Source organism: Halovibrio variabilis, assembly GCF_007991175.1.
In the GTDB taxonomy this organism is placed as follows: domain Bacteria; phylum Pseudomonadota; class Gammaproteobacteria; order Pseudomonadales; family Halomonadaceae; genus Vreelandella; species Vreelandella variabilis.
Genome location: NZ_BJXV01000014.1, coordinates 22,034 through 33,543, shown reverse-complemented (window position 1 = coordinate 33,543; position 11,510 = coordinate 22,034). Strand labels below are relative to the sequence as shown.

Sequence of the window (11,510 nt, the reverse complement as noted above, 5' to 3'; positions counted from 1 at the left end):
GGGCCGGTTAAGGATGCAAAGTGATTTTCTCGACGCTAGCGAGCGCCATTGGCAAGATGCTGAACAACTCTTTCAGTCGCAGCGTTGGGCCAATGCAGATCATCTTTTTGGCATAGCGGCTGAATGCGGTTTGAAGAAATTAATGCTGGTATTTGGCATGCCATTTGATGAAAGCAAGGATATGCCTAAAAGGGATAAAGATAAGAAGCATATTAATGTTATTTGGGCACGTTACGAAACCTATCGAAGTGGGCTTCATCAAGGCACTGCCTACGGTCTTGAACTAGCTGATCCATTCCAAGATTGGAACGCATCACAGCGGTATGCTAATCAAAATTTATTTGATCAGGCTCGGGTTGAGCCGCACAGAAAAGGTGCTAAGAGTGTGCGTCAACTGATTCGCAAAGCGCAACTGGACGGTTTGATATGATTACCTTTGATAATATTCTGCGTGTTCTGATCCATGTTTTGACCCCCCATACTGAGTTGATTGCACAAACACAGCCAGTTATTGCGAATCGTGATCTCAACGGGCGCGTTCGCCTTGTTCTCCCTGGCAGCGTTGAACAAGACAGCAAGGCACTTGATAGCTTCCGTTTAATCGCGGCAGAACTTTCTAATGAGCTTGGTGCTCACGCCTTTCCAACTGAGCAGATGATTCTGTTTGAGGACGACATGGATGCTGTGTTTTCCGGTGCTTCTAAATTTAGGTTAGGGGATGTTGAAGGCGCCTATGTTGTTGACCGCTTAGCTACCGAGGGGCGCTGGGCGAATATTACAGAGGTAACTGATGGTGCTCCTCGTGTGGTGTTTTTTTCTATTAAAGGAGGCGTCGGCCGTTCAACCGCAATGGCCGCATCGGCTTGGTCACTGGCTCAGTCGGGTAAGCGGGTGATGGTGCTGGATTTAGACCTTGAATCTCCCGGGCTTTCGTCAGGATTGTTACCCGAGGAAAGGCGTCCAGCTTATGGAATTACGGACTGGTTGGTAGAGGATTTGGTCGATAATGGAGCTGTTGTCTTTGAGGACATGGTAGCTACCAGCGAACTTGCCCATGATGGAGAGATTCTTGTGGTGCCCGCTCATGGGGCCGACCCTGGCGATTATATTGCCAAGCTGGGACGAGTATGGATGCCAAAACACAACGCCGTTGGGATACATGAGGCATGGTCTCAGCGCCTTGACCGGTTGCTTGGACAATTAGAGCAGCGCTGGCAGCCTGACATTATTCTGATCGACTCCCGCTCTGGGATTGACGATGTTGCATCAAGTTGCGTAACAGATCTTGGCGCGGGATTAGTGCTTCTATTCGCTATTGATGGCGAACAAACCTGGTCGGGATACCGCATTTTGTTTGATTATTGGCACAAAGCTGGTGTTGCCCAGGAAATCCGCGAACGGTTGCAGCTGGTCGGCGCGATGATTCCGGACATTGGCGCTGCCGAGTATTTTGGATCTTTGAATGAACACAGTTGGGATTTGTTTGCTGAGTCTTTATATGATGACGTGCCTCCCGGCGAGACGACCGAAACGTTGTGGAACTTCGATGATAGCGATGAAACTGCTCCGCATTACCCATGGCCGATTAATTGGCACCGTGGCTTTGCCGCTTTAACGTCCTTGCACAGTCGCTTTCAGCAAATAGATCGCCATGAGGTAGATTCTATATATGGCTCATTGATCAATGGATTAGGTGTCTCCACTTCTTTTCAGGAGAAAAAAGATGACAGGGCTTAGTCGGATCAGGGAAGCCATCTTGCAGGCGCTGCCAGTCGATACGTCTTACAATGGGGGCGCTCCGCCGCAAGAGCATCTCTATGTACCCCCTACACATTTAAAAGCACTAAGACCCGAATGTCAGTTGGTGGTGGGTACACGAGGAGTAGGGAAGTCGGTCTGGACGGCTGCCCTGAATGATCAAGCTTTAAGAAGCCGGTTGGGCTCCTCAATTCCAAAACTGGATCAAGCAGAAATTCGGATAGGCTTCTCAGAACGTCCAGAACCTGACCGTTATCCAGATGCTGCTACATTAGATCAACTAATGAAGGCTGGCGCTGAGCCTTATGCCGTCTGGCGGGCCGTGGTTGTGCGTTGGTTAGCCGAGCTCCTTGGTGAACACATTCCTTGCACAAGTTGGCAAGAAAGCGTCGAGTGGGTCAGTGATAATCCAGAGCGTGTTGCCCAAATGGTGATACTGGCTAGCGAGCAACTTAACGAGGAACAAAAGGACGCATTCATACTTTTCGATGCCCTGGATAGACTTAGTAGCGATTGGCATATCATGGATGAGGTCGTGCGTGATCTACTGCGCGTAGCTCTTTGGTTGAAGCCTTATCCGCGTATTTTCGCCAAAATTTTCCTACGTGACGATCAGTTAGAACGAACGGTGACAAATTTTCCTGACGCTTCAAAGCTTTTGGCTACTAAGGCAGAGCTATCCTGGGCCCGCCACGACTTACATGGTTTGCTCTGGCAATATTTTTTAAATGGCCCGAACGAACATGGTCAGGTGTTGCGTGAGTTGTATTCGCGTACCTTGCAAAATGATCCTCGACAGGAGGGCGGGCTATTTGTTCTTAATGATGAGATTAAAAGAGAAACACCTGCACAGCGAGCACTGTTTGAGGCATTAGCAGGGCCGTGGATGGGAAGAGACCACCGACGAGGTGTGCCCTACAGTTGGACAGTAGGACACTTAGCCGATGGACAAGGGAGAACGTCACCGCGTTCATTTATTGCCGCTATTCGACAAGCGGTCGAGGACACACGTGAACGCTACCCAGAGCATCCCCATGCTTTGCACTTTGAAAGTATCAAGCGCGGCGTGCAAGAGGCATCTGCAATTCGGGTTAGCGAGTTAACTGAAGATTACCCTTGGGTACACGAAGTGCTTAGCCCGTTGCAGGGGCTGACAGTGCCGATTAAATTTGAGGATATTGAACAGTGCTGGGAAGAGAATTTCCCCAGTGGCCCCAAAGATGCTGATGCTGGAGGTCGGCTGCCTCCCCAGCATGCTGAAAAAGGCTGGGCTGGGGTTCGCGACGACTTATTATCCGTTGGTGTTTTTGAGCAACGCAAAGATGGCCGAATCGATATGCCTGACCTCTATCGAGTCGGTTTTGGGCTAGGGCGCCGGGGTGGTGTTAAACCGAAAAAATAATCAATATCGAAACCCACCGCCCAAGCCGACCAGGTTTAGCATGTGCGGCATGGGTTGGTAATGGCGATTAAGTAGTTAGCTAAGCTTGGCGCCGCCAGCGCTGCCAGCCGATCATCACTAGATGCACCGGCAGGTAGACCGCTACCGGCCACAACATCGTCAGCAGGAAAAGATACAGCAACGGATCCAGGCTGTCCTGGGGTTGGCCGAAAGGTCCGTGCACCCAGTTGATATTGCGCTCGGCCTCTGTGAACAGGTAGGTCAACGGTACCACTACCCAGGTCAGCAGGGTCTGCCACAGCAGGGCGCGGCGCGCATAGCCAAGCTTGGCGACACCGATACCCGCCACCAGCGGCAGTACCACGTGGTAGAGCGACATGGCCCGTGCCATGGGCGGATGCTCCGGGTCGAACATATACTCAGTGCCGCCGATGGGATGCACGCCAGTGAGCGCCGCTGTTGCAACGTCCAGGCTCCATAAACTGCCGACCAGCGCCACCGCCAGCCACTGCATCGACATCAGCGTGCGCTGCTCGCTCCACAGTGCCAACAGCAGTAGAAAACTCGCCACGTTGCATAGCCAGAAGAAATTCTGCGCCCCCAACAGCACTACGTAGCTCGGCGCCCATATCAGGATCCACAGCGTAAAGGCCAGTTTTAGCCAGCGCGGCACACCGGCTGCCGAGGAATCGGTCATAAGCGTCTCCTTGTCGGTGCGCTGCCTTTACTCTAGCAGCTCATCGTCAATTGACCTCCCCACAGCAAGTTGCTAGCTTACGCTCACTCTCAGATGCTGGCGGTGGAAAAGCCGCCAGTTAAATGGGAAGTTGGTGAACGTTTTGTGGGAATCCAACGCTGCCCCCGCAATGGTGATCGAGATAACAACGGCCAAGACCCCACTAGCTTGACTGATATATTCCGTGGTCAGCCGGGGTAGATGTTTCTACCAACGGTAGCTTTGGTAAAACCAGGAGTGTCTATATCCGTGGCACCGGCAGCGGGCAAAACGTTTTACTCATAGACGGCATCCGTCAGTGGGCGGCGGCTCTTTCAATACGCAGCGGCTAAGTGCTGGGGTTAGTGGGCGTGAGGGAGGTACTCGCTATCGTCATGCGCAAAACGATGATCGTTTGAGTGGGTATGGGCTGGTTAATCTGCGTGCAGGCTGGCAATTTGCCCCGCTGTGGAGCGCCCGTGTAACGTTAGACAATACTTTGGACCAAGACTACATCACCACGCGTTCTTTTGATGGCGCCGACTACCTCAATGCAGGCCGAGCAGGGTTCTTGAGTGTTCACTTTGGCCAATAAAAGAAGTCACTTAGTACGCGGGGCCTTAGGCCTAGCGCTGCTGCTGATAGCGGCTGTATCGCACGCCCATGAACACTCGCGCTGCGCAGTGGATGATCGTGACCGTGAGGTTTGCCTTCACCATGCTGCTCAGCGCATTGCCACGCTGTCGCCAGGTGCAACCGAATTGACCTATGCGGCGGGCGCGGGGGATCAAGTGGTTGCCGTCGTTTCCTACAGCGACTACCCGCCGGAAGCCAAGGAGGTGACGTCGGTGGGCAGCCACACCCGGATTGATTTAGAGGCGTTAGTGGGGCTGGCGCCGGATTTAGTCATTGGCTGGGTAACCGGCAACCCCGCCGAACAGCTTGAAACCCTCGAAGCCCTGGGCATGCCCGTGTTCTATATCGAGCCCCGCGATGTAGAGGGCGTGGCCAGCGCCATTGAGCGCTTGGCGCGGCTGGCGGGTACTGAAGCCGCCGGACAGACGGTGGCCGATAATTTCCGGAAGACCATGGGCGGAATTGACGCTCGCTATCGTGATCGCGAGCCGGTGACCACGTTCTATCAGGTTTGGGATGAGCCGCTAATGAGCGTCAACAACCAGCACCTGATCGGCCAAGTGGTTGAGATGTGCGGTGGCGAGAATGTGTTTGGCGAGCAGGCGCGGCTGGTGCCACGTATCGACGACGAAGCCGTGCTGGCAGCGAATCCAGAGGCGATTGTGGCCGGGGGCATGGGCGAAGAGAATCGCCACTGGCTGACCCACTGGGAGCAGTACCCCAACCTGACGGCGGTGACCGAAGATAACCTCTTCTTTGTACCGCCTTCGCTGATTCAACGGCCGACGCCGCGCCTGACGGAGGGTACCCAAATTCTGTGTGAGAAGCTTGAAATCGCCCGCCAAAAGCGTGAGCGCCTTTAATGCTAGCGCGCCTGGGCCTGCCGCTTAGCCTGCTCTTATTTGCGGCGCTGGCTTCGCTACTCATCGCCCTTGGCGTTGGCAGTGCACAGATTTCGCCGGGGCAAATTTGGGAGGTGGCGCTTAGTCATATAGGGCAGGGCGAAGGTGACGCCCTGGCGCGGACGATGGTGATGGAGCTGCGCCTGCCCAGGGCGCTCTCGGCGTTTGCCGTGGGCGGTTTGTTGGCAGTGGCGGGGGCGTTAATGCAGGTGCTGCTGCGCAATCCTCTCGCTGACCCTTATGTGCTTGGCCTTTCTGGCGGTGCCTCAATTGGCGCACTGGCCGCCATGCTGGGTGGGTTAGGCGGGCTGGCGATTTCAAGTTCGGCGTTTGGCGGCGCGCTATTTTCGACGTTTTTAGTTTTTGGTTTAGCCCACGGTAGCGGCGGCTGGACGCCTTCACGGCTGCTGCTCACCGGCGTGGTGGTTGCGGCGGGGTGGGGCGCGGTCATTACCTTAATGCTGGCTATGAGCCCTGCCGAGCGCCTGCCAGGCATGCTCTACTGGCTGATGGGCGATCTCTCTTATGCGCGTACCCCTTGGCCGCCGCTGCTACTGTTGTTGGCTACCTGCGTGGTACTGATTCCGCTTGGGCGCAGCCTGAATGTGTTGGCTCGTGGCCCACAGCAGGCCGCCGCCCTGGGCGTTGCGGTCAGGCCGCTGGAATGGTGTATCTATATAGTTGCCAGCCTGCTCACCGCCGCGGCAGTCACCACCGCAGGCAGCATTGGGTTTGTCGGTTTAGTGGTGCCCCACATGCTGCGCCTGCTGTTAGGTAACGATCAGCGGCTGATTTTGCCCGCCTGTGCGCTGGCGGGCGGCACGCTGTTAGTGCTGGCCGACACCTTGGCGCGCACGATGATTGCACCAGAACAGCTGCCAGTGGGAGTCATCACTGCGTTATTGGGCGTGCCTACCTTTCTTTTCCTGCTCTATCGGAGCCGCTGATGAGCGTACTGGCTAGCCACGATCTCATTATCGACGTACCCGGCCGTGAAGGCGGTACGCCGCTTAATTTAACCATCGAGCCGGGACAGAAGTGGGGGGTGTTAGGCCCCAATGGTGCGGGTAAAACCACACTGCTGCATACCCTGGCGGGTCTCCATGCCCCGCGTTCAGGTCAGGTGAGTCTGGATGATCAGTTGATTAGCCAGCTGCGTCGGCGCCATATCGCTCAGCGGTTGGGGTTGGTATTTCAAGATCGCCAGGATGGCTTTCCCGCGACCGTATTAGAGACAGTACTGATTGGTCGCCACCCTTATCTATCGCCATGGCAAATGGAGGGCGCTGAAGATTATGCCCGTGCCGACGCCGCCCTGGAGCGACTAGATGTGGCGCACCTGCGCGACCGTTTAGTCAGCACGCTTTCCGGCGGCGAACGCCAGCGCGTTGCGATTGCTACTGTACTGACCCAGGCGCCGGCGGTCTGGCTAGCCGATGAACCGACTAACCATCTTGATCTTCACCACCAGAGTGCCGTGATGGGGCTAATGGCGGAACAGGCTGCAGAAGGCAAGGCAGTGATAATGTGTCTGCACGACCTAAACCTTGCTGCCCGCTGGTGCGACCATATTTTACTGCTCTATCCCAATGGCGAAGCCTGTTGGGGCTCAAGAGATAACATGCTGGTGCCCAGTGCCTTAGAAAACCTCTACCGCCAAAGACTCGCGGTGGTAGAGGTGGACGGTGCGCCGGTGTTTGTGCCGATAAAAGGGTGAGGCCTATTGCTCCAGCTCATCCCGCCAGAAGTGGCGTGGTGCGAAACCGACCAGACGGCGGGCCTTTTCGATGCTGTAGAAGGTCTCAAACTCGTCCATTTCGCGCTTGATGGGGACGCCGGAGTAGAAGCGCTCAATCACCTGGGCATTGGTCAGGCCCACCGATAAATCGTCATTGGCGACATTGAACACTTGGTAGCCCAGGCCATCGGTTTTCAGGCAGCAATCGACCATTTGGCCCAAGTCGCGGGCGTCGATGTAGGCGAAGATATTGCGACGGCGCAGGGCGGGGTTGTCCATATAGGCCGGGAAATTCTGGCGGTACTCTTGGGGCTCGATAACGTTATTGATACGCAGGCCGTAGATGTCGATGCCTGAACGCGCCTGGAAAGAGCGCGCGGTTACTTCATTCACCACCTTGCTCATGGCGTAGCTATCTTGAGGTACGGTGGGATGCTCTTCATCGACAGGCAGGTAGTCCGGTTTCTTCTCTCCATCGGCAAAGCAAACGCCGTAGGTAGTCTCGCTGGAAGCGAAGATAACCTTGGGAATGCCTAGCTTAGTCGCTGCATCCAGCACGTTGTAAGTGCTCAGCGTATTAATCCGGTAGGTCTCGTTGTCCGGCCGATGCAGGATGGCCGGTATAGCCGCGAAGTGGACAATCGCATCGTAACGCGGCACGCCAGTGCCCGGTTCCAGTTCGTCAAAATCGGCGTAGGCCTGGCAGGCATTAAACACTTGGCCTGCGTCGGTCAGGTCGGTTTTCAGCGTAGTAATGCCGGGCACATCGGACGCCGCCCAGTCTAAATTGGTGACCCGGTGACCTTGGTCACGAAGATAAGCCGTTGCATGACGGCCGGCTTTGCCGCTGCCGCCGGTGAACAGAAGTCGCATATAGAGCCCCTAATTAATAGAACGAACTATCACACCTTAGCAAAGAAAGGTTTAACCCACCGAAGTTCAGTCAAGATACTGGGCAGGTGAGTGGCCAAAGAGAGGTTTTAGCTAGTCAGACGTTGCCTAAACCGCACTACGAAAACGCATGATCTGTTTGCCATCGACAGGGTCATCAATCACGTGGGTATACACCCCAAAGGTCTGCTTTAGCCTGTTGGGAGTAAGTACGTCATGAGGGTGGCCGCTGTCGATCAGGCGACCGCCATCCATCACGCCGATGCGGTCACACTCCATGGCTTGGTTAAGATCGTGCAGGGAGATAATCACCGTGATCGGCAGCTGCCTGACCAATTCAAGAATTGACAGCTGATGGCGAATATCCAAATGGTTGGTGGGTTCATCCAGCAGCAGGATGTTAGGCTGCTGGGCCAGCGCGCGGGCGATATGCACCCGCTGGCGCTCGCCGCCTGAGAGGGTGTGCCAAAGCCGGTCAGCCATGTGCGCCATATCCACATCGATCAGCGCTTGAGCCACGATGGCGTCATCTTTCGCTGACCATGGGCGTAAAGCAGAAAGGAAGGGTGTTCGACCCAGTGATACCACCTGGTGCACGGTAATTCGGTCGGTGGTGTCAGCCTGCTGCTCAACCAGGGCGATGGATTGGGCGATAGCCCGCTGCTTGAGGGTATGCATGGGCTGGCTACCCATCAGCACCCGTCCTGACTTGGGTTTGTTCAAACCCGCCAAAAGGCGCAGCAGGGAGGTTTTGCCCGAGCCGTTAGGCCCCACCAGGCCAAAGGTGTGGCCGGGCTCGACGGCGAGATTGACATCAATAAGCAGTGGCGTGCCATGCACTGACCACGCGAGTTGTTCAGCCGATAAACGCATTAAGACCTCTTGCCGCGCACCAGAATCAGCGCAAAAGCGGGCGCGCCGATCAGTGAGGTGATCACTCCGATGGGAAGTACTTGGCCGGGCACTAGCACCCGGGAAAGAATATCTGAGCCAATCAAAAACACCGCGCCAGCCAAGGCGGTGGCCGGTACCAGCCGGGTATGGCGGCTACCCACGATAAAGCGCATGGCGTGGGGAATCACCAAGCCCACAAAGCCAATCGCCCCCACAATAGACACCATGACTGCCGTGACCAGCGCCATGGCGATAATCAGCATCCCGCGTACCGGGCGCACGGCAATGCCCATGGAAGCGGCGCTGTCGGCACCGAAGGTAAACGCATCCAGGGAGCGTCGGTGCCACAGGCAAACCAGCAGCCCGAAGAGGGCGGCAGGCACAGCCAAAGTCACATCGGCCCAGCGTACCCCGGAGAGGTTGCCCATCAGCCAAAACATAATGCCCCGGGCCTGCTCGGCGCTCGCCGATTTGGTAATGATAAAAGCGGTCAGCGCATTGAACAGCTGCGAACCGGCAATGCCTGCCAGAATAATCGCGCCCGCTGCCTGAACGCCGCGGCCACCACCGACGCCGCTATTGGCCGCATGAGCGAGCATCACCACGATGCCAAAGGCGAGGAGGGCGCCCACAAAGGCACCCAGAGAGAGCGAAAGCGCCCCCGCGCCTAACCCAGCCACCGCCACGGCCACTGCACCGGTAGAAGCGCCAGCGGAAATGCCCATTAAGTAGGGGTCGGCCAAGGGATTACGCAGCAGCGCCTGAAGCACTACCCCCGCCAGCGCCAAGCTGGTGCCGCAGCAGGCGGCGACAACGGCGCGGCTGAGCCGATAGTTCCAGATAATGCCTGCATCTATCCGGTTAACCGCGTAATCCGCGCCCAATAGCTGATTGGCGAGTACTTTAAGAATCGTCTCAACCGGAATCGGCGTTTCGCCGATGGCGGTACCCGCAATCAGCGCCGCCACCAGCACAAGGGGCGTTATCCATAGCCAGCGTAGCCCAAAGCCCGCCGTTGATAGCCGCGTTATCGCTATGCTCATTCGTTAAAAGGCATGTTGGATAGCGCCTCGGCGAGTGTTTCAAGGCCGTAAATACTGCGCATCGTGGCGCTCATGGCATGGGCATCCATCTCCACGATACGGTTGTTTTTAACCGCGCTCATCTCGCTAGTGACCGGGTCGCTGCGCAGAAACTCACGCTTGGCTTCAATATTGTCAGCGGGAAAACGGCGACGATCCATGCTGGCAATAACAAGCACATCGGGGTCAGCCCTGGCGATGCTCTCCCAGCCCACCGTGGGCCACTCCTCATCCGACTCAATCACATTGCGAATGCCGAGTTTGTCCATCATATAGCCCGGTGCACCTAGCTGACCCGCAACGAAGGGGCTAACACCCAGGTCTGTCGATGAGAACCAGAATGCCGCTGAAAGCCCCTGTGGCAAATCAAGGCTGCTCGCCAGCTCGATAGCGCGCGCTTCGCGGTCGATAAGGTCGGCTACCAGGGTTTCTCCAGCATCTTGCACATCATAAATTTGGGCTAGCTCGGTAATGCCTTTATAGATTGAATCGGTAGAAAAGGCCGCCGTACGCGTCCCATCACCGCCGGTCGAGTTATCCTTGGTGTCGCAGTCGGCGGGCATAATATAGGTGTTAATGCCCAGCTCATGGAGTTGATCTCGGCTGGCCACGCTGCCGGTGGGCCCCACGTGCCATTCATACTGTACTGCCACCAAATCAGGCCGCTTATTGACCACTGCTTCGAAGCTTGGGTCATCATTGGCGATCCGCTCGATCCCTTCATTAGCCTCAGCAAACTGGGGCAAAACCGGGTTAAACCAGACCGAGGTGCCGTTCACCCGGTCAGCAAGCCCCAGGGAATAGAGAATCTCCGTGGCTGACTGGCCTACCGTCACCGTTCGCTCCGGGGGCGACGCCAAGCTGATCTCTACTCCGCAGTTGGTGAGCGTAAGCGGGTAGTCGGTGGAGGCGTAAGCTGCCTGGGCAAGGCCAACAGCGCTCGCGGCGATGGCCGTGGTCAATCTCAACATCATGTACACTCCCGTGCATGATGAGCTCCGCATTCGGACAGAAAACACTGACCGAGCCACTTCGCTCGATGTAAGTAATATATCGGCAGTTCTCCTGACTGACGGGTCATGGCTAGCTCGCCTTCCCAGACGCTGTGTCCAGTGGCATCAAAGAGCATCGCTCGCCGCCTACAGTTGCGGGGGCAGTTCCGGTTCGCGGCAAGCCGCGGCGGATTCTCTATTAAGTTCCGGGTAGGGAACACCGACGTTAGCCATTCTAGGTTGCGGGTGGATAGCGAACAACAGAAAGCCCAAGGATCTTATAAGACTCCACCATAAATATAATGTTATAACATTATATTTGAATGAGGTATTAAAATCCAGTGGCATCCTTAGCGTAAGCTGATATACGCCTTCGCAAGGTAACAGATTGGCCTCCCCGCCATGCCTTCCTCTATACTGAACGACTTTTAAGTTCCCGCTTCTTTATGAATGGTTTTATCATTGCTCAGCCAGTTACCATGAATCAGATTCAAGTCACG

The 11,510-nt window shown here is 55.9% G+C and carries 11 protein-coding genes, 1 pseudogene and 2 riboswitches; of the genes and pseudogenes, 7 read left to right on the top strand and 5 right to left on the bottom strand.

The window, feature by feature from the left end; genetic code table 11:
* Positions 1 to 13 precede the first annotated feature (13 nt).
* The 3 genes from HVA01_RS12970 to HVA01_RS12960 are packed head-to-tail and all read left to right on the top strand — an operon-like array spanning position 14 to position 3,160.
* Positions 14 to 430 (top strand): SAM-dependent methyltransferase, encoded by a 417-nt coding sequence (locus HVA01_RS12970; protein ID WP_146875834.1) that lies wholly within the window; start codon positions 14 to 16, stop codon positions 428 to 430.
* Positions 427 to 1,737, top strand: coding sequence for a tyrosine-protein kinase family protein (locus HVA01_RS12965; protein ID WP_146875833.1), 1,311 nt, complete (start codon positions 427 to 429; stop codon positions 1,735 to 1,737). The genes HVA01_RS12970 and HVA01_RS12965 overlap by 4 nt, the downstream gene beginning before the upstream one ends.
* Positions 1,724 to 3,160 carry a P-loop NTPase family protein gene (locus HVA01_RS12960; RefSeq protein WP_146875832.1) on the top strand — a complete coding sequence of 479 codons (1,437 nt, stop codon included), beginning with the start codon at positions 1,724 to 1,726 and terminating at the stop codon, positions 3,158 to 3,160. The genes HVA01_RS12965 and HVA01_RS12960 overlap by 14 nt, the downstream gene beginning before the upstream one ends.
* Before the next feature lie 79 nt (positions 3,161 to 3,239).
* Here the strand turns inward: HVA01_RS12960 and HVA01_RS12955 are convergent, their stop codons facing one another.
* A complete protein-coding gene (locus HVA01_RS12955; RefSeq protein ID WP_146875831.1) occupies positions 3,240 to 3,857 on the bottom strand; it encodes a hypothetical protein in 618 nt (205 codons plus the stop codon).
* An 81-nt stretch (positions 3,858 to 3,938) separates the two neighbouring features.
* A riboswitch (cobalamin riboswitch) is annotated at positions 3,939 to 4,079 on the top strand.
* On the opposite strand from HVA01_RS12955, the pseudogene HVA01_RS17875 reads away from it, so the two are divergent.
* The 4 genes and pseudogenes from HVA01_RS17875 to HVA01_RS12930 all read left to right on the top strand — a co-directional run.
* Positions 4,050 to 4,470: pseudogene (locus tag HVA01_RS17875) on the top strand (TonB-dependent receptor plug domain-containing protein); the annotation flags it as partial. (Overlaps the previous riboswitch by 30 nt.)
* On the top strand, positions 4,451 to 5,374 hold the full coding sequence (locus HVA01_RS12940; protein WP_146875830.1) for a cobalamin-binding protein: 924 nt from the start codon (positions 4,451 to 4,453) through the stop codon (positions 5,372 to 5,374). The pseudogene HVA01_RS17875 and the gene HVA01_RS12940, both read left to right, overlap by 20 nt.
* Positions 5,374 to 6,360, top strand: a complete 987-nt coding sequence (locus tag HVA01_RS12935) for a FecCD family ABC transporter permease (protein WP_146875829.1) — start codon at positions 5,374 to 5,376, stop codon at positions 6,358 to 6,360. Before HVA01_RS12940 ends, HVA01_RS12935 begins: the two co-directional genes overlap by 1 nt.
* Positions 6,360 to 7,130 carry an ABC transporter ATP-binding protein gene (locus HVA01_RS12930; RefSeq protein ID WP_146875828.1) on the top strand — a complete coding sequence of 257 codons (771 nt, stop codon included), beginning with the start codon at positions 6,360 to 6,362 and terminating at the stop codon, positions 7,128 to 7,130. Before HVA01_RS12935 ends, HVA01_RS12930 begins: the two co-directional genes overlap by 1 nt.
* Positions 7,131 to 7,133: 3 nt before the next feature.
* Here the strand turns inward: HVA01_RS12930 and HVA01_RS12925 are convergent, their stop codons facing one another.
* The 4 genes from HVA01_RS12925 to HVA01_RS12910 all read right to left on the bottom strand — a co-directional run bounded on the left by HVA01_RS12925 (position 7,134) and on the right by HVA01_RS12910 (position 10,992).
* On the bottom strand, positions 7,134 to 8,024 hold the full coding sequence (locus HVA01_RS12925; RefSeq protein WP_146875827.1) for an NAD-dependent epimerase/dehydratase family protein: 891 nt from the start codon (positions 8,022 to 8,024) through the stop codon (positions 7,134 to 7,136).
* 126 nt (positions 8,025 to 8,150) lie between these two features.
* Positions 8,151 to 8,915: an ABC transporter ATP-binding protein gene (locus HVA01_RS12920; RefSeq protein ID WP_146875826.1), complete on the bottom strand. Its 765-nt coding sequence runs from the start codon at positions 8,913 to 8,915 to the stop codon at positions 8,151 to 8,153.
* Complete coding sequence (locus HVA01_RS12915) at positions 8,915 to 9,979, bottom strand: FecCD family ABC transporter permease (RefSeq protein ID WP_146875825.1); 1,065 nt, start codon at positions 9,977 to 9,979, stop codon at positions 8,915 to 8,917. The genes HVA01_RS12920 and HVA01_RS12915 overlap by 1 nt, the downstream gene beginning before the upstream one ends.
* On the bottom strand, positions 9,976 to 10,992 hold the full coding sequence (locus HVA01_RS12910) for an ABC transporter substrate-binding protein (RefSeq protein ID WP_146875824.1): 1,017 nt from the start codon (positions 10,990 to 10,992) through the stop codon (positions 9,976 to 9,978). The genes HVA01_RS12915 and HVA01_RS12910 overlap by 4 nt, the downstream gene beginning before the upstream one ends.
* Positions 10,993 to 11,056: 64 nt before the next feature.
* A riboswitch (cobalamin riboswitch) is annotated at positions 11,057 to 11,250 on the bottom strand.
* Positions 11,251 to 11,510: the final 260 nt, after the last annotated feature.